Origin of the sequence: Polaromonas sp., assembly GCF_039930745.1 — a bacterium.
Taxonomy (GTDB): domain Bacteria; phylum Pseudomonadota; class Gammaproteobacteria; order Burkholderiales; family Burkholderiaceae_C; genus Polaromonas.
Window position 1 is genome coordinate 89837 of sequence record NZ_JBDTTH010000006.1, and the last position, 18817, is coordinate 108653.

General features: G+C 58.8%; 15 protein-coding genes. 3 read left to right on the forward strand and 12 right to left on the reverse strand.

Going from position 1 to position 18817, the window contains the following annotated elements; genetic code table 11:
- Positions 1-28: 28 nt before the first annotated feature.
- The 10 genes from ABI660_RS04000 to sucC all read right to left on the reverse strand — a co-directional run bounded on the left by ABI660_RS04000 (position 29) and on the right by sucC (position 14048).
- Positions 29-952: a class I SAM-dependent methyltransferase gene (locus ABI660_RS04000; protein WP_348065187.1), complete on the reverse strand. Its 924-nt coding sequence runs from the start codon at positions 950-952 to the stop codon at positions 29-31.
- 153 nt (positions 953-1105) lie between these two features.
- Positions 1106-3511 (reverse strand): ATPase, T2SS/T4P/T4SS family, encoded by a 2406-nt coding sequence (locus ABI660_RS04005; protein ID WP_348065189.1) that lies wholly within the window; start codon positions 3509-3511, stop codon positions 1106-1108.
- Complete coding sequence (locus ABI660_RS04010; protein ID WP_348065191.1) at positions 3508-4299, reverse strand: 3',5'-cyclic-nucleotide phosphodiesterase; 792 nt, start codon at positions 4297-4299, stop codon at positions 3508-3510. The genes ABI660_RS04005 and ABI660_RS04010 overlap by 4 nt, the downstream gene beginning before the upstream one ends.
- 34 nt (positions 4300-4333) lie before the next feature.
- Positions 4334-6583, reverse strand: a complete 2250-nt coding sequence (locus ABI660_RS04015) for an adenylate/guanylate cyclase domain-containing protein (protein ID WP_348065193.1) — start codon at positions 6581-6583, stop codon at positions 4334-4336.
- Positions 6584-6646: 63 nt separating this feature from the next.
- Positions 6647-7303, reverse strand: coding sequence for an FHA domain-containing protein (locus ABI660_RS04020; RefSeq protein ID WP_348065195.1), 657 nt, complete (start codon positions 7301-7303; stop codon positions 6647-6649).
- Positions 7304-7343: 40 nt separating this feature from the next.
- Positions 7344-8129: a Stp1/IreP family PP2C-type Ser/Thr phosphatase gene (locus ABI660_RS04025; RefSeq protein WP_348065197.1), complete on the reverse strand. Its 786-nt coding sequence runs from the start codon at positions 8127-8129 to the stop codon at positions 7344-7346.
- 10 nt (positions 8130-8139) lie between these two features.
- Positions 8140-10857 (reverse strand): serine/threonine-protein kinase, encoded by a 2718-nt coding sequence (locus tag ABI660_RS04030; protein WP_348065199.1) that lies wholly within the window; start codon positions 10855-10857, stop codon positions 8140-8142.
- 264 nt (positions 10858-11121) lie between these two features.
- Positions 11122-11814 (reverse strand): TerC family protein, encoded by a 693-nt coding sequence (locus ABI660_RS04035; protein ID WP_348065215.1) that lies wholly within the window; start codon positions 11812-11814, stop codon positions 11122-11124.
- Positions 11815-11977: 163 nt separating this feature from the next.
- On the reverse strand, positions 11978-12871 hold the full coding sequence (gene sucD / locus ABI660_RS04040) for a succinate--CoA ligase subunit alpha (protein WP_300511977.1): 894 nt from the start codon (positions 12869-12871) through the stop codon (positions 11978-11980).
- Positions 12872-12887: 16 nt separating this feature from the next.
- A complete protein-coding gene (gene sucC / locus ABI660_RS04045) occupies positions 12888-14048 on the reverse strand; it encodes an ADP-forming succinate--CoA ligase subunit beta (RefSeq protein WP_348065201.1) in 1161 nt (386 codons plus the stop codon).
- A 196-nt stretch (positions 14049-14244) separates the two neighbouring features.
- Here sucC and argC point away from each other — a divergent pair, with 196 nt between their 5' ends.
- A complete protein-coding gene (gene argC / locus ABI660_RS04050) occupies positions 14245-15168 on the forward strand; it encodes an N-acetyl-gamma-glutamyl-phosphate reductase (RefSeq protein WP_348065203.1) in 924 nt (307 codons plus the stop codon).
- A gap of 108 nt (positions 15169-15276) precedes the next feature.
- Here the strand turns inward: argC and recX are convergent, their stop codons facing one another.
- Both recX and recA read right to left on the reverse strand, forming a co-directional pair.
- Positions 15277-15747 (reverse strand): recombination regulator RecX, encoded by a 471-nt coding sequence (gene recX / locus ABI660_RS04055; RefSeq protein WP_348065205.1) that lies wholly within the window; start codon positions 15745-15747, stop codon positions 15277-15279.
- Positions 15748-15855: 108 nt separating this feature from the next.
- On the reverse strand, positions 15856-16980 hold the full coding sequence (gene recA / locus ABI660_RS04060; protein WP_348065207.1) for a recombinase RecA: 1125 nt from the start codon (positions 16978-16980) through the stop codon (positions 15856-15858).
- A 165-nt stretch (positions 16981-17145) separates the two neighbouring features.
- Between recA and ABI660_RS04065 the strand changes: the two genes are divergently transcribed.
- Positions 17146-17646, forward strand: coding sequence for a MarR family transcriptional regulator (locus tag ABI660_RS04065; protein WP_348065209.1), 501 nt, complete (start codon positions 17146-17148; stop codon positions 17644-17646).
- A 332-nt stretch (positions 17647-17978) separates the two neighbouring features.
- Complete coding sequence (locus tag ABI660_RS04070; protein WP_096666079.1) at positions 17979-18653, forward strand: response regulator transcription factor; 675 nt, start codon at positions 17979-17981, stop codon at positions 18651-18653.
- The last annotated feature ends 164 nt before the right edge of the window (positions 18654-18817 follow it).

Genomic DNA, 18817 nt, shown 5'->3' on the forward strand with positions numbered 1-18817 from the left:
ATGCCATAGGTGATGGCAGCCCGCTATTTCATATATTAGCCAAACGGTTTGCCACCCCTTCAAAATCATTTTCAACTACATGCAAAAATGTTCCCATATCTGCAATGAAACTCTCAAGATCAAGAGCCATGGCTTCTCGACAAATCCGGTCAAATCCGCTTTGGAGAACGTCCGAATGGGGATTTAACCCCGTGATCACGCCAAGTCCGCTTGGACCGGATGGTATCGTGAAAATATTGAGCTCTGGACGATATTTCAACAATATCCACATGACCTTCCAGGTATCGCCCACCCAAAACTTCGTAATTCGATCTCTCTGCGCCGTGGCCGGAACCACCGGGAAAATATCATGGAATAGGACTACAGATGCCGCATTCGAGAAGCGCTCTACATTGATAAAATCTTTCAACGCTTGGTCGAACGTGTGCAGTCCATCTATAAAAGACAGGCGGATAGTCTCTAGTCCAAACACCTGTTGAATATCTTGAGTGGCAAAGAATTGATCGCTGGTCAATTTAAAGAGCTTCACCCAGTTTTTCTGAGGGTAAACAATTCTGATTTCCGGGTCCACCCCCACCGTTCGCGTCGGGGCGGCGGCGAACTGCAAGGACTGCCCAGATTCAACACCAATTTCCAGATAGCTTTCGGGCGCAAGGGTCTGATGGAACCAGGCCAGCCAATCCAGATAGTGGGGTCCCGGAAAGCGGTGGTCAACTGTTGCAAGGCATTGAACGAATTCGATATCGATTTGTAACTGGCGGGCCGGTTCATGTTCAGGAACCAAAGTAAGCGCTTTGAGGCACATGCTCTCGGCACCCGATATGTCGCCAGCAGTCAGCATCTCACGACCAAATTCGACTATTTTTTCTGCCGAACTAGAAGAATGGTGCGACGCACCCAGTGGACTGTTCCGCGAAAATAAGTCCCCAAGCAAACTTGATAATACTGACAAGGTTTTCTCCTGAAAAATTCGCTTCCAGGTCGACTACGCAAACGGCCGCAAATGGATTTAACGCACTTCGCTTTCCATTTTTTTTCGTGGCGATGACAACCCACCGGCATAAGGTCGGCGCGCCCTGCTACCGCGATCCGTCCATTGTTGACTTTACTTGATACACACCGACCGGACCATCTTCAAGTCAGTCAATCCCATCAGAACTTTTTCCATACCGTCCATTTTGAGCGTGTGCATGCCGCTGTTTACCGCCGAAGAAAACAGCTCGGCAACCCTGGCCCGCTCCTGAATCAATTTTTTAGCCGCATCGTCGGCAATCATCAGCTCGTGCAAGCCGATACGGCCCTTGTAGCCGGTCTGGTTGCATTTGTCGCATCCTACCGCCCGGTACATGGTGAGTTGGCCATCCTTGCCGTATCGCTCTGTCCAATCGTCCAGCAGCTTCTGCGCTTCACCACCAGGATCGGTCTTCCAGGCATCCGTACTCCGCAGCTCTTCGGAATACTCCTTGACGAAGTCCTTGACCTCCTGCGCGGTCGGCTGGTAGGCCTCTTTGCAATCGCACAGCTTTTTCGCCAGGCGCTGCGCCAGGATGCCGAGCAAGGCATCAGCAAAGTTAAATGGGTCCATGCCCATGTCGAGCAGGCGGGTGATGGATTCCGGCGCTGAATTGGTATGCAGCGTGGAAAACACCATATGGCCTGTCAGCGAAGCTTCCACACCCATGGAGACCGTTTCCTTGTCTCGGGACTCACCCACCATGATGATGTCCGGGTCGGCGCGCAGAAAAGCACGCATGACCAGCGCAAAATCAATACCCGCTTTTTTATTGATCTGAACCTGACGCAGGCCTTTTTGCGTGATCTCCACGGGATCTTCGGCCGTCCAGATTTTGGTGTCTGGCGTATTCAAAAACTTCAGAATGGAATGCAGTGTGGTCGTCTTGCCAGAACCTGTCGGGCCACAAACATAAAAGAGGCCGTAGGGCTTGGAAACGGTTTTTTCCAGCCGCTCCTTGTTGTGGGCAGTCAGGCCCAGCTTTTCAAGCGGTATTGGCTCCCCTGCGGCGAGAATCCGCATCACCACATCCTCGACGCCTCCCGCTGACGGAATGGTGGCGACACGCAACTCGATGTCGAGCGGGCCATATTTCTTGAACTTGATTTTTCCGTCCTGCGGCTTGCGCTTTTCGGAAATGTCCAGATCGCACATGATCTTCAGCCGCGTGACCATGGCCTGGCGAAACTGGGCCGGTACTTCGATGTAAGGCAGCAAGGTGCCGTCAATACGGAAACGGATGCCGGTCTTGGCCTTTCCCGGCATCGGCTCGATGTGGATGTCGGACGCCTTCTGCTTGTAGGCGTCAATGATGACCTTGTTGACGAACTTGACCAGCTCGTTGTCGGCCGCAGCCGATTCCAGGGCTGAATCGTCATTAGCATCGTTCTCGAGCGGCGAGTCCATGTCGGCCAGCAGCTCGTCGATGGAGCCGCCTTCATTGCCCGAGCCAAACAACTGGGCCAGGGTTTCGTCGAACTCGGTTTGCGTCGTTACGCAATACGAGAATTTGCCGATTTTTGAAAAGACTTGCGGCACCACACGCGCACCGCGGACCGCTTCCGGGTCCACACACATAATGACCAGCCCGTCCGGCGTTTCCTCAAGCGGCATCCATGCCTGCTGCTCCACAAAATCCCGCTTGAGCAGGCCATGCAGCATTTCCGAGCGTATGCGGCCCGCGTTGAAAGCCTCGTAGGGGACACCAAAAAACTTGGCAAGCGATGCACCGATCTGCACCGGACGGATGTGATAGTCAGCCATCAACAAATGCTCGACAGACTGCACCTCCTCGCGCGCTTTCTGGATGCACTGCTGCAGCTCGTCCTGCGTCAGCACCCCTTCCGCCACCAGGCCGTCGTACTTGGTTGCCCTGCGTCGCTGCCCCTCTTCGGACTTCTGCATGCGCTGGCGTATGGCGATGCCCAGTGTCTTGCACAGTTGTTGCGCGCCGTCTTCTTCGAGCTTTGCAAAAGGCTGGTCACTGCGGTTGTTGATGACCTGAAGCACGCCATAAAGCGTGTTGCCGTCCATCACCGGCGCCACCAGCATCTGCTTGGTGCGATAGCCGGAGCGTTTGTCCACTTCCTGCAGGAAGCTCAGGTTTGGGTGAATCTTCTTGAGCGCCTCGTCGTCATAAACATCGGCGATGTTGAGCATTTGCTTTGACTGCGCCACGTAGCCGGCAATGCTTTGTGTGCTGATTGGCAGTTTCAGGTCGCGGCTGGTATTCAAGCCAGTCTTGACCTTGGAGATGATGGAGGTGCGGTCTTCATTGACCGCATACAAGGTCAACCGGTCCGCATTGAACAGCTTGCAGATATCCTGGCTAGCTTCCAGCATGATCTGGTCAATGTTCTCCGTTTCGTGAATGCGGTTGGTGACCAGTTGCAGCTGGCGGAAATAGAGCGCCTCAAAAGTCACCCCCCTTTCCTGGGGAGGAAGCATTTGCGAGTCAAAGAACTCGTCCTCGTGGTCTCGCTGCACAAGCGCATTCATAGTTCAAACTCCTGCCCCGCGCGTAACCACCGTATGTCGTGGGTAACGTTAGGACCAAAAGGTGCTGTCTGGTCGAAGCGCTGTATCTCGGCCATGATCAGATCGGTTTCCGCCGGCTTGGTGTGGGTGATGTAAATCGGGTAGTTTTTTCCCTTGTCGATGCAGTCCAGTTCACTGGCCAATGCATGTGGCGAGAGATGCAAGCTGCGTCTGGCCAGATCCCGCTCCCGGTTGCTGAACGCGGTTTCAATCACCAGCATCGCGACATTAAGCTGGTTGATTCGGTCCCAGAGGGCTGGGTTGCGCTCTGTGTCGCCGGTGAACACCCAGCAGCCGGAACCTGTCGCCACCGCATAACCGACGGCCGGCACCGTATGAACGGCGGGCAACACCTCCACGTATTTACCTGCCAGCAGCAATGTCTGGCCGATGGTGAGCGGATGAAAACTCACAAAGGGTGCTTCCGGCGTTGGGATTCTCGAGAAATCGGGCCAGATGGTATTGTTGAAAATATGCGCCCTCAACGCATCGATGGTCCCTTGCAAGGCATGAATCCGGATCGGGCTTGTCCGCTGCGCTGCAATCGCATCCACCATCAAAGGCAAGGCCGCCACGTGGTCAAGGTGGGAGTGAGTCAGCAAGACATGATCGATACCGCGCATCTCGTCCAAGGTGAGATCGCCAACGCCGGTTCCGGCATCAACCAGCACATCGTGATCAAGCAGAAAAGATGTGGTCCGGCAGCCTTTGGCAATGGCTCCTGAACAGCCCAGTACGCGTACTTTCATGGTCTTTTTTGGCTTGGTGCGCCGGCAGGCTGTGTCATTTGGTTTCGAAGTTGGTTGCCCCATCCCATTCGGGGTCAAAGGGCAGCAATCTCATGGAGGCTACACGCTCCGCGTACAGCCGGTAAAGGTACTTTTGCGCATTCATGCGCTGTAAATTGAGTAAATGCACGTCGCAATCGTCCCATTCCTGGTCGCGGTAGGCCTTCAGGGCAAGAGCCCACTCCTTGAGCTCGCCGGCCGCTTGCTTGTCGAGCTGCCCCGAAAGCGCTACCGGAGAGAAAATGGCCACCGCCTGGTCCTTGCCCTTGACACGGACCTTATCGAGTTCCTGCCATGCAAATTCAGCGGCAAGGTGACGGGTGGATTCGCTGACGACTGTATCGACACCATAGGTTTTACAAAGCCCTTCCAGACGGGAGCCCAGGTTGACCGCGTCGCCGATCACCGTGTAGCTGCGACGAATGTCCGAACCCATATCACCCACACACATGCTGCCGGTGTTCAGCCCGATGCCAATGCCAATCTCGGGCAAACCTTTGGCTCGGTGTTCTTCGTTCAGCTGGCGCACTGCCTGCACCATCTCCAATGAGGTTTTAACGGCCAGCCCGGCATGTTCAGGCGTGTCCACCGGTGCACCCCAGAAAGCCATCACGCAGTCACCCATGTATTTGTCGATGGTGCCGCGATTACTGCGAATCTGGTCTGTCAGCCTGCTGAAAACACTGTTAAGCAGCGCCTGGAGCTGCGTAGGCTCCATGGTTTCCGACATCCGGGTAAAGCCGCGCATGTCACAGAACATCACGGTCAACTCTTTGGCCGACGCTTTCATGCTGTAGCTGTCGGGGTCTTTGACCATTTCATCGACCAGCTCGGGCGGTACATAGGTGCCAAACAGATTGGCCAGCTCCCGTTTCGAACGGCTCTCCACAAAATAGCCATAACTCATGTTCAAGGCAAAAGCAGTCAACGCCATCACCAATGCTGTAGCCAGGGGCAGGACCAGGCCATACGCCGAATACAGCCAGAAGTTGAGGCCTGACAGCACGAAAATTACCGCGACGCTGGTTGCAACAGCTTTGGGCGCAGAGAGCATCGGCAACGCGAAGGCCAAGGTCAATCCTGACAGAACCAGAACCACCACTTCAAAGCCGACGGCATAGTCCGGCTTGACAAATACCTTGCCGTCGAGAAACCCGGATATCACATTGGCATGGGTTTCAACGCCGGGGTAGGTTTCGCCGACAGGCGTGACCCGCAAGTCGAGCAAACCTGGAGCCGTGGTGCCCAGCAGAACGATTTTGTCCTTCAGCTGACCCGGCGCCACCTTGTGAGCCAGCACGTCGGACGCGGAAATATACCGATAAGATCCACCGCCGGCGCCTCCCGGTCCACGAAACGGCACCAGAGTGGCCACCCGGTCGTCCACCGGAATGGCCAGCGTCTTGTTGCCCTGCCTCAGCAGAATGCTTTCCAGCCCCTGGTAGTTGCGCGTCAGGAATTTTTCCTGGGGGAACCCAGGCTCAACATCGGGCAAACCCATCAGCATGCGAAACATCGCCAGCGACAGTGACTCGTAATACTGGCCCTTGTATTCAGCCAGCAAGGGAAGCGAGCGCACAACGCCATCACCCTCTGTGATCGAGTTGAAGAATCCTCCCATAGGCGCGGCGTGGGCGATTTGCTCAATGTTTGCACCGAAGCCGTTCCAGGTGGTGAACTTGATGGGTCGCCCCTTGAGCGCTTCCCGGGTCATCACCGGTGGCGGCAAAACGCCGTTCACCCGGCCATCCCGGTCGCTGGTGAAGTAATACCCCAGAACCACGGGCCGTTTCTCCACGGACTTCGCAAATACGGCATCGTAGTCAAGGCTGCCTTGCAACTGCCCCAGCTTTTCTGTAAACGCCGGCAAGTCCTTTAGCTCGTTCTGGGCCAGTTGCTTGAGGCGTTTCAGCCCGGAACTCTCGTCTGCCTCCGCAAAAACCACGTCGAAGCCCAGCAACGCAGCTTTTTGCCCGTCCAGCAATTCGCTCACCAGAGCGGCCAGCTTGTCACGCCCCCACGGCCAGCGGCCTACTTCGGCCAGGCTTTTTTCATCAATATCGACGATGACAATGCGTTCGTCCAGCGTCCGGGGCATGGTGGCACGAAGCCGCGCATCGTAAAGAATGTCGTCAAGCCGCTGCAAAACATCGATGCGAACCGCACCGCTGGCATGCAGCAAGGCCAGTACCAGCGGGATCAGGGTGACGGCAATGCGAGGCCAATGCCGGGAAAAAAGTCGCATAAGGCCTCTTGAAGAGCCGCGATTGGAAGTGGTTTTCCGGTCAGTGACTGGAAAACCGCTTGGTCAGCGTTGCACGAACTGCATTTGGGTGCCGGCCAACTCCAGCATATCGCCATTTTTCAGTGGCACCGGCTCCACGCCAATGGGCGCTCCATTCAGGGTGGGCTTGTTATCGCCCTCCACGTGCGCCACCACAAACCCATGGGGCCGCTTGGTGATGGCGGCAACTGCCACGCCGGGCTTTCCGATGGTGGTGACGACCTTGACAAGGGCAACCTCCCGGCCAGCGGCGGCGCCAGACATGACCTTGATGGCCGCATTGGCGCCACCGGCGGCATCGCCGCTGGAGGCCGCTGCCTGTGGGGCGGCCGGTCCTGCCGGAGCAACAGAGCCAGCCTTGATGATCATGGTTTTTTCGAAACCAGCACTCGCAACCTCGTTGACATACTTGATCTTGTACTTGCCAATTTCAACCGTGTCGCCGTTGTTGAGCTGCTGCTTTTTCACAGCTTTGCCGTTGAGATAGGTACCGTTGGTACTGTTCAAATCTTCAACAAAAACCTCGTTGCCCGACATTTGCAGAACGGCGTGCTCACCGCTGACGGCCAGGTTGTCAATGACAATGTCGTTGTAAGGACGGCGCCCCAGGGACGTGCGGTCCTTGGTGAGCTGAACCTCTTTGATCACAACGCCGTCAATAGAGACGATCATTTTCGGCATGGCCGACTCCTGTCTGTTTTTAATTTCGCAGTCAATCCGCTTACTTCCCCAGCATTCTGGACAGCAGCCCGCGTTTGACCGTGGCTTCCTTGGCTTGCGTGAGCAATACCGAAATATTATCTCGCCCGCCGCCGTCATTGGCCGCCACGACAAGTTGCCGGGCCGTTTGGTCCAGCGACTTCGACCCCGATAGAATAGCCGCAATCGCCCCATCACTGATCATGTCAGACAGGCCATCAGAGCACATCAGGTAAATATCACCCAGCTCAACCCGGTGTTCGTTGACTTCCAGCAACACAGCGTCCTCCACCCCCAAAGCCCGCGTCACCAGGTTTTTGTTGACCGATGTCAGCGCCTGTTCCGGGGTAATCAGTCCCGCATCAATCTGCTCCTGCAGCAGGGAATGGTCTTTGGTGATCTGCTCAAGCTGGCCATTGCGCCAGCGATAACAGCGCGAATCACCGATGTGACCCAGCATCAGGCGGGTGTTCTGAAAGACCCCCACTACCAGCGTGGTGCCCATGCCTGAATACTGCGGGTTGGAGTTGGCGGCGTTAAAAATGGAATGGTTGGCGTTTTCCACGCAGATCTCCATGGCGCGCCGCACTTCCTTGCCGTTGGCGTGCCTGCCTGCCTGTGACAGCCAGCGCCCCAATTCGGATTTGATAAATGCAGTCGCCATGCCACTGGCAATTTCCCCTGCGTTATAACCACCCATGCCGTCGGCCAAAATGCACAGATTCGTAACCACGTCAAATGTGACGGAATCTTCGTTGTTGTCCCGCATTAGGCCGGGATCGGTCTGAGTGCAAATCTCGTAAATCATCGTATTCTTGTTATGGTTTCAAATTTGTAGCGTCGTCGCCTGTGGGGGGATCCAGCGGAGAACGGGCTGCAATTGTTTTTTCAAAAGAAGGATTGTCGCCGGCTGCAAACGCCACCGTCTTTTCGCTGATTTGGGGGCCTGACGCCGCCATCGAAGAGACTGCAGTGGGAACCCCCTGGCCGGACAGCTCGGTCATCGCCAGCCGCAAATCAGCCGCAAACTTCTCACCGTCCTGGTAGCGTGTTTCCGGCCCCTTGCCCAAGGACAATGCCACGATCTCCGCAAGACGCGGCGACAGTGCCTGGCGGATGATGCGAATATCCGGTGCGGGTTCGTTGGCAATTTTGTACATCAGTTCTGCCATCGAGTCGCCACGGAAAGGCAGCACACCAGCCAGCATCTGGAACAGCATCACGCCCAGGGAATACAGGTCCGAGCGCCCATCGACTTTCTTGCCGGCAATCTGCTCGGGCGACATGAAGCTCGGGGTGCCAAGCACCAGACCGGTTTTGGTTTTGCTCGAGTCGGTGATGCGCGCGATGCCGAAGTCGGTCACCTTGACGACGTCACTGTCGGAGTCATACATGATGTTGGCCGGCTTGATGTCGCGGTGCACCACGTTTTGCTTGTGCGCGTACGCCAATGCTTCCGCCACACGCGCCACGATGGACAACACCTTTGCAATGGGCAAGAGCTGTCCGTCTTTGGTGACGTCAACCAGGTCTTTGCCTTTGAGGAACTCCATGGCGATATAGGCAAGGTCGTGTTCTTCCCCGGCATCGAAGATGGTCACGATGTTCTGATGCTGCAGGCGGCCTGCCGTTTCGGCCTCGCGGAAGAAGCGCTCACGGGCATCCGTCAGCTCGTCACCTTCGAACTCCTGGCTCAAAGCCATGGTCTTGATGGCCACCACTCGTCCGATTTTGGGATCTTTGCCCAGATAAACGACACCCATCGCGCCCTTGCCCAGCTCCTTCTCGACTTGGTATCGGCCCAGCATGGGTTTTTCGACCCCACCGCCATCAAGCAGCATGGTGCCGCCGGGATGCGCACCACCGCCGCCCAGAATGACTGTTTCCGACAGATTTTTCGCGCGGTTCAACTTGGACTGCAAATCCTTGTGGTTCTTGTTGTAGCTGGCCATGTATTCGTAAACCGCCTGGGCCTTGTTGAACTGCCGTTTGCGCTCGAAATCGAGCGCCAGGTTGTTCATGTTGTCCATCAGCGCATCCGTGAAAGGGACACGGCGGAAACGGTCGAAGGCCATGTCCAGCTGGCCCTGGCCCTGCAGCGCCAGGCCCATCATGCGATTGGTCTCGGCCGATTCTTCGTCAGACTTGAGCTTGCCGGCCTCGGTCATGAGGAAACGTTTTGTTGTGAGCGCCAGATGGCCGATGACCAGCAGCGCCGCGGGAAACACCAGCTTGAGCCAGGTCGCCGCTGCCGATAACAAGCCGAATTCGATCACCAGCAGCACGACGAACAACAGAAGCGTCACCACGGCCGCCTTGCCGGCGGAAAGACGAGGCAAACCCGCAATCAAGTAAGCCGCAACGATGATCAGCACGCCCAGCGTGGCCCAAATTCCCCAGGAGGGCTGCACAATAAAGTGCTCGCTGAGGATGCTTGAAGTGATATGGGCAATCGTTTCCGCAGGTGAAAGCCCGGGGCCAGCGGGTGTCGGAAACTGCGTACCGACCCCGGCTGCCGTGGCGCCGATGATGACGATCTTGCCGGCGTATTTGGCTGCTGGAATTTTTCCGGACAACACATCGTAAAACGAATCAACGGCAAAAGCAGGCCTGCCATCACGCCCTTTGTAAAACTGCGGCAACATCAGCGCTGCCTCGTCGGTCCTTATGCGCAGCTTGCCAAGCTGGACCGACTCGCCGCCATTGAGCTTGATATCCGACGCGGTCAGGTTCAAGCTCATGGCGGCCGCAAGCAGCCCCATCGAGGGAACCGCCTTGCCGTAATAGTTAATCAACAGGGGCTCTTGCCGCACCGCGCCATCTACATCAGGAAGTTGATTCAAATGGGCCACCCCCGCTGCGCTGTTCCCAATGATTTCGATCGGCTGCTGCCCGCGCACGGCAGGCAGAGAGAAACCGTTAGGCTCGTCCACGGCACTTTTGAGCGCGTACGCGGGCAAGGGGCTGTCAGCCTTGCCTTGGGGTTCTCCCAGCGCAAATACAGAAGGTACAAGGACATTTCCCGCCTTGCCCATGCTTGTAGCCAGCTTGGCATCCGTGTCGAGTGCAATCTCCGCCTCGGCGATCACCTTGGCGAGCTGTTCACTGAGGCCATTTTGGGCTACAGCAGCATCCGCCCCAGACGCATTCGCAGGACTGGCAGCAGGCCCCAGCGCTTCTTTCATTTTCCGGATGAACACCAGGCCTCGGTCGGTCTGCGGCTCAAAGAAAAAGGCCGTGTGCGCAATCGTCTTGGCCTTGGCCCCCGCCAGCTGATCAATCAATTGTGCGTGAATGTCCCGCGGCCAGGGCCAGCGGCCGATATTGGCAATGCTCTGGTCATCAATGGCAATGATCGCAATGCGATCTGAAGGCTGGCGCGACGTGCTGGTGCTCGCAAAGTCGTAATAGCGGCGCTCCAGCGTGCCAAAAAAATCTGTCGCGCTGTGCAGAACCAGCACGGCCAGCACCACCAGGACGCCCACAAACCAGTCGGCTCGCCAGAACTGTTTGCGCTTACTTGATGATGTGGCCACGTCCGTCCCGCCTTTGTCCTGGTTCGCCCGGCGCAGGCTACTGCACCGGTTTCTTTTTTGCGCACTTGTCACCCGGCGAGCGTTACAAGCCGGTTACAAATCCACTGTCTGTGGACATTAACAGACGCTTTGAACCCGGACAAGGGACTTTTGCACACCGCCCCTGGCTTGTGTTGCAATTTGGCGCCGCCAGCGCCACTCTCCAGCCTGAAGACCGGTAGTAGGGGGCCGGGAGCCCCGAACGGGGCGGCCGGCAGCGGGACTTCAGGCTTCCGGCGCGGGGCTCCGGCTGCGTCGTTTTTGCATGTATGTACCCAAAGCCACCACCAGCGCGGCGCCCAGGATTCCGCCGATTGTCACGATCTGGTCACCTATCACCCCGAATTGAGTGACGACCGCCGGATCTGTTAGCAGCATTTCACCAGCCAGAAAGCCCAGCAGCGCGGCACCGATGGTGATGATGATGGGAAAACGCTCCATGACCTTGGTCAACAAGGTGGCGCCAAAAATGATCAGCGGAATACTGACCAGCAGACCCATGATGAGCAGCGGTAGATTGCCTTTGGCAGCCGCAGCCACGGCCAGCACATTGTCGAGACTCATTACCAGGTCGGCGATCAGGATGGTGCGAATGGCTGCAGCCATGCCACTGATCTCCTTGCCCTCGCCCTCGCCTTCGTCGTCCCCGTTAAGCAGGTCCACGCCGATATACACCAGCAGGATGGCGCCAATGATTTTCAGGTACGGGAGCGTGAGGAGCTGGATCGCGACAATGGTCAGGACGATCCGCATCACAATGGCGGCGGCGCTGCCCCAGAAAATGGCCTTGTTCCGCTGCGCGGGCTGCAGTGTTCTGGCCGCCATCGCGATCACCACGGCGTTATCACCGGACAGGACGATGTTCGCCAGCAGGATGGAGCCGAAAGCGCTCCAGAAAATGGGGGACGTCAAGTCCATTTCGAAAATCATGACTAGCTCCTGTTATGAATTAAAAAAGCGCCGGGAAAGCGCTTTTTTGTTTTTGATGAGTCTAAGCCGCAACGCGGCTGCCACGATTGGTATTACTGCTTACGCGCTTGACCGCAGTCAAGATTTCTCGAAACGCTGGTGCGCTTGGATCTCAGAGCAGTGCCTTGAGCAGCTTGGCCATTTCGGACGGGTTTCGCGTCACGGTAAAGCCGCACTCTTCCATGATGGCCAGCTTGGCGTCCGCCGTGTCAGCACCGCCGGAAATCAGCGCACCAGCATGGCCCATGCGTTTGCCGGCCGGGGCCGTCACACCGGCGATGAAGCCGACGATAGGCTTTTTCATGTTCGCCTTGCACCAGATGGCCGCTTCGGCCTCGTCCGGACCGCCGATTTCGCCAATCATGATGACCGCATCGGTGTCCGGGTCGTCATTGAAGGCGCGCATTACGTCGATATGCTTCAAGCCGTTGATCGGGTCGCCGCCAATGCCAACGGCGCTGGACTGGCCCAGGCCGATTTCGGTCAACTGTGCCACCGCCTCATAAGTCAGCGTGCCCGAACGGCTGACCACACCGATACGGCCCTTGCGGTGGATGTGGCCGGGCATGATGCCGATCTTGATTTCTTCAGGCGTGATCAGGCCGGGGCAGTTGGGGCCCAGCAGCAGGGTTTTCTTGCCACCGGCGGCTTCCTTGGCCTTCATGCGGTTGCGCACTTCCAGCATGTCACGGACAGGGATGCCTTCGGTGATGCAGATGGCCAGATCGAGATTGGCTTCAACAGCCTCCCAAATGGCGGCGGCAGCGCCTGCGGGTGGCACGTAAATCACCGACACCGTGGCGCCGGTGGCTTTGGCGGCTTCCGTCACGTTGGCAAAAATCGGGATGCCTTCGAAGTCTTCGCCGGCTTTCTTGGGGTTCACGCCAGCGACAAAGCATTCTTTGCCATTCGCGTAGTCGCGGCACATGCGGGTGTGGAACTGGCCGGTCTTGCCGGTAATACCCTGCGTGATGACTTTGGTGTTTTTGTTGATGTAGATGGACATGTTCTTGGCTCCGGGCTTATTTGACAGCGGCGACGATTTTGGTCGCGGCTTCGGCCATGGTGTCTGCGGCGATGATGGGCAAACCGGAGTCGGCCAGCATCTTCTTGCCCAGGTCTTCGTTGGTGCCCTTCATGCGCACGACCAGCGGAACCGAGAGGTTCACGGCCTTGCAGGCGGTGATCACACCGTCGGCAATCGTGTCGCACTTCATGATGCCGCCGAAAATGTTGACCAGGATGCCTTTGACATCGGGGTTCTTCAGCATGATCTTGAAGGCTTCGGTGACTTTCTCGGCCGTAGCGCCGCCGCCCACGTCCAGGAAGTTGGCCGGCTCGCCGCCGAACAGCTTGATGGTGTCCATGGTGGCCATGGCCAGACCGGCACCGTTGACCAGGCAGCCGATGTTGCCGTCCAGGCTGATGTAGGCCAGGTCAAACTTGCTGGCTTCGACTTCGGCCGGGTCTTCTTCGTCCAGGTCGCGGTAGGCGACGATCTCGGGGTGGCGGAACAAGGCGTTGGCGTCAAAGTTGAACTTCGCGTCCAGGGCCATGACTTCGCCCTTGCTGTTGCGGTTCAGCGGGTTGATTTCTACCAGCGACGCGTCGGTCTCCATGTAGCACTTGTAGAGCTTTTGCAGGATATCGACGGTTTGCGCCACGGAATCAGCAGGCATGCCAATGCCGGACGCAATTTCCTTGGCCTGCGCGTCGGTCATGCCGACCAGGGGGTCGACAAACACCTTGATGATTTTTTCGGGGTTCGAATGGGCCACCTCTTCGATGTCCATGCCGCCTTCGCTGGAAGCGATGAAGGCCACCTTTTGCGACTCGCGGTCGGTCACAGCAGAAACGTAATACTCTTTCTGGATGTCAGCGCCGTCTTCAATATAGAGGCGGCGGACTTTCTGGCCTTCAGGGCCGGTCTGATGCGTCTTCAGCTGCATGCCGAGGATTTCACCGGCGATGCGCTTGACATCGTCGATGGTCTTGGCGACCTTGACACCGCCTCCCTTGCCTCGGCCACCAGCATGGATCTGGGCCTTCACCACCCAAACCGGTCCGCCCAATTTCTGTGCAGCTTCAACAGCTTCTTGCACGGTAAACGCGGGAATGCCGCGCGGCGTAGGGACACCAAAGTTGCGCAAGATTTCCTTGCCTTGGTACTCGTGAATTTTCATGAAATTACTTCCAGGAGTCGGTAAAAAGGGGCGTTCACAGGAGTTGATGTGTATCTGCGACATTTCGCAGAATTCACCAAAATGTAACGCCTTCGATCACTGCAGGCAGCAGCGCAGAACTGTATCATGTTGCGATGCACAATTCTTGTGCGCGGCTGACGCCGCCCTTATAAGCACTTTCCACGGGAAAAGCCAGATGGCCAAGGTATTTATCGACGGCGAAGCGGGAACCACGGGTCTGCAGATCCGGGAACGCCTGCAAGCCATGCCCGCTATTGAGCTGGTCAGCATTGCGCCCGAATTGCGCAAGGATGCTGCGGCCAAGCGTACGCTGATGGGCACGGTCGACCTGGTGGTGCTCTGCCTGCACGACGACGCAGCGCGCGAGTCGGTGGCCATGATCGACGACCTGGCACGTGTCAGCGGCAACAAAGGCCCCAAAGTCATTGACGCCTCCACCGCGCACCGCACCGCGCCGGGCTGGGTCTTCGGTTTCCCTGAACTCACCCCCGGCCAGCGTGATGCCGTCGCGGGGGCTGATCGTGTGGCGAACCCGGGTTGTTATTCCACTGGCGCGATTGCGCTGATCCGCCCGCTGATTGATGCCGGTCTGTTGCCCAAGGACTATCCGCTGGCCATTCCGGCCGTCAGCGGCTACTCCGGCGGTGGGCGCAGCATGATTGAAGACTACGAATCCGGCAAGGCGCCGGCCTACCAGATCTACGGACTGAACCTCAAGCACAAGCACCTACCGGAAATCATGCGTTACACGGGTCTGACACGCCGGCCCGTGTTCACGCCATCCGTCGGCAACTTCAAGCAAGGCATGCTGGTACAGCTGCCGCTGCACCTGGATTTGCTGCCTGGGCGGCCGACGGCGGCGCAGCTGCAGGACGTGCTGGCACGCCACTATGCGGGCAGCCCCTGGGTCACAGTAGAACCGGTCGGGGACAGCACATCCATCGATGCGCTCGCGCTGAACGACACCAACAAGATGGAACTGCGGGTCTTCGGCAACGAAGAGTTTCGCCATGCCGTGCTGATTGCGCGGCTGGACAACCTGGGCAAGGGCGCTTCCGGCGCTGCGGTGCAAAACCTGGAACTCATGCTCGGTTTATAGGCGAGAACTTCCCAACCAGTCGGGGCCGCAGAACCGGCTTCGCCGGGCTGCAGGCGCAGCGCCCCCTCGGGGGGCAGAAAGCTACACGGAGTGAGCGAACGTGGGGGCTCAGTCCTCAGCCTGCGACACCACGCGGCGAATCGCGTCAGCGCCGAACCCGCGCGCGGCCAGAAAACGCATCTGCTTGCCACGCGCCGCGGCGTCTGTTGCCGGCTCGCCAAACTTCCTGCGCCAGACCTCGCGGGCCCGCTCGACCTCGCTGGCCTTCAGGCCGTTAACCGCTTCGGCCACCGCTTCGGGCGCCAGACCCTTGCCCTGCAGCTCGTGGCGGATGCGCGCGGCACCGAAACGTCCGGCGCGCCGGTTGATCACCGACTCCACCACCCGTGCTTCGCTGATGAAGTCCTTGGCCTGCAGCTCATCCAGGACCTGAACCAGCTGCTGCGGCGACTCAGCATGCGCTGCCAGCTTGCGTTCCAGCTCGGCGCGCGAATGCTCGCGCGCCGCCAGGTAGCGCAAGGCCCGACCCTTCAGGGACAGGCCGAAGCCGGGAGCCGCTGCAGGTTTGCCTGATGTCATACGCTGATTCATCAACCAATTGCTTCTATTTTGATAGCTGCTGGCGCTTGATACATAAGGTCTGGAGGCCTATCTGATGCGAAATTCGGCACAAGCAGCCCCAACCCGTCAAGCAGCAACGACTTTGGGCGCCTTCTCGGGTTTGTCGGCTTTTTCCGCTTTTTCGGCCTTCTCTGCCTTGTCCGGCTTGCCGCCCACGGCCTCCTGAATCAGCGGAATGCCCAGCGACTCGCGCACCTTGTTTTCGATTTCCATCGCGAGGTCCGGGTTTTCTTTCAGGAATTCGCGCGAGTTGTCGCGGCCCTGGCCGATTTTTTCGCCGTTGAAGGCGTACCAGGCGCCGGCTTTTTCAACAATGTGGCCAGCCACGCCGAGGTCCAGCACCTCGCCCAGGCGGCTGATGCCTTCCCCGTAGAGGATGTCGAACTCCGCCATCTTGAACGGTGAGGCCACCTTGTTTTTGACCACCTTGACCCGGGTTTCGTTGCCGACCACCTCTTCACCCTTCTTGATGGAGCCGATACGGCGAATATCCAGGCGCACCGAGGCGTAGAACTTCAGCGCGTTGCCGCCGGTGGTGGTTTCGGGCGAGCCAAACATCACGCCGATCTTCATGCGAATCTGGTTGATGAAGATGACCATGCAGTTGGCCTTCTTGATGTGGGCCGTTAGCTTGCGCAGTGCCTGGCTCATCAGGCGGGCCTGCAGGCCGGGCAGGGAGTCGCCCATTTCGCCTTCGAGCTCGGCCTTGGGCGTCAGCGCCGCCACCGAGTCAACCACGATCAGGTCCACCGCACCGGAGCGGGTCAGCGAGTCAACGATTTCCAGGGCCTGTTCGCCGGTGTCGGGCTGGGAAATCAGCAGTTCCTGCAGGTTCACGCCGAGTTTCTGGGCGTACTGGATGTCCAGCGCGTGCTCAGCGTCCACAAAGGCGCAAGTGCCGCCGAGTTTCTGCATTTCGGCAATCACCTGCAGGGTCAGCGTGGTTTTGCCGGACGATTCCGGGCCGTAGATTTCAACCACCCGGCCGCGCGGCAAGCCGCCGACGCCGAGCGCGATGTCCAGGCCCAGTGAGCCGGTGGACACCACCTGGATGTCCTCGATCACCTCGCCGGCGCCCAGTTTCATGATGGTGCCCTTGCCGAATTGTTTCTCGATCTGGGCCAGCGCAGCCTGCAGCGCCTTGGCTTTTTCGGTGTTCAGGGCGGGGTTGGTCTTGTTCGGCAGGTCCATGGAAAACTCCTTGAATGTCAGTAAGGGGAAACTTTTAACTTCGAACCCTAGATCTGCTTTTAATCACAGTGCTGGGTACATGACCAGTACTTTATGGCTGTCATATAAATAAGTAAACCATGTTTTTAGTCAGTTTGCCTGATCAACTGGGCTTATCATTTCCGCATGAATTCCTCCCCTGCTCACGCGTCCGGCGGCGCCCCCGCTGACGAGGAAAACTGGCGCCTTACCCATCTTGGCCGTCTGCTCGGCCACGCCTTGCGGCGTTTTGACGAACGCGTGCTGGTGCTGATGGCCCGCAATGTCGATGTGCCATTGGCCCTGTCCAACCTCGCTGCGCGCGCGCAGGTGGGTGCGGCGCATATCCACATCACCCGCCACCTGGCAGTCGGCGGCTCGCGTCTGACCGACCTGGCACAGAGCGCCGGCATGAGCAAGCAGGCCATGGGCGACCTGGTGGACCAGTGCGAGGCCTGGGGGCTGGTCACCCGCGTGCCCGACCCTTACGACAAACGCGCCCGCATCGTGATGTTCACCGAATCGGGCCTGCTCTGGCTGCAGGCCTTTCGCACAGCCGTCGCGCAAGCGGAAGCTGAGTTCCGCCAGGCCGTGGGCACCGACGTGGCTACGGTGGTCGCACTGGGGCTGGAGGCCTATGCTGGCTAAAGTAGGGCCCCCACGGTTGCTCACTTCGTGTAGCGCCCTGCCCCCCGAGGGGGCCGCTGCGCCTGCGGGCCGGCGGAGCCGGACCCGCGGCCCCTGCTTGGGGATACCGGCCCCCACGGTCGTTCGCTTCGCGCAACTCCCTACCCCCGAGGGGCCGCTGCGCCTGCGGGCGAGCAGAGCCGGACCCGCGGCCCCTGCTTGGAGGGATACCGGCCTCCAGGCTCACTCGCATAAATGATCTGCCCGCAAAGGATCACAGCGCCTAAAATTCGGGCAGAGACATAACAACGACGGGCACGCAGCCGCTGCCGCCCTGACCTCCGGAGACCAGCATGCGTATCCTGATTGCAGAAGATGACCAGGTCCTGGCCGATGGTTTGCTGCGTACGCTGCGAGCCTCCGGTGCGGCGGCCGACCACGTGGCCAGCGGCACCGAGGCGGATGCCGCCCTGATGACCAACACCGAGTTCGACCTGCTCATCCTGGACCTGGGCCTGCCGCGCATGCACGGGCTGGAGGTGCTCAAGCGCCTGCGCGCCCGCGGCTCGGCCATGCCGGTGCTCATCCTCACCGCCGCTGACAGCGTGGAAGAACGCGTCAAAGGCCTGGACTACGGCGCCGACGATTACATGGCCAAACCCTTTTCCCTGCAGGAGCTCGAAGCCCGCGTGCGTGCCCTGATACGCCGCGGCATGGGCGGCGCCAGCAGCACCATCAAGCACGGCCCGCTGGTGTATGACCAGGCGGGCCGCGTGGCCACCATCGACGGCCAGATGCTGGAACTGTCGGCCCGCGAACTGGGCCTGCTGGAAGTGCTGCTGCAGCGCGCCGGCCGCCTCGTCAGCAAAGACCAACTGGTCGAGCGCCTCTGCGAATGGGGCGAGGAAGTCAGCAACAACGCGATCGAGGTGTATATCCACCGGCTGCGCAAGAAGATTGAAAAGGGCCCGGTGCGCATCGCCACCGTACGCGGACTCGGCTACTGCCTCGAAAAAATCCCGGGCTGATGTTGCCCCCACGGTCGCTCACTGCGTGTAGCTCCCTGCCCCCCGAGGGGGCCGCTGCGCCTGCGGGCCGGCAAAGCCGGACCCGCGGCCCCTGCTTGAAAAGAAAAAAGCCCCCACGGTCGCTCACTGCGTGTAGCTCCCTGCCCCCCGGGGGGGCCGCTGCG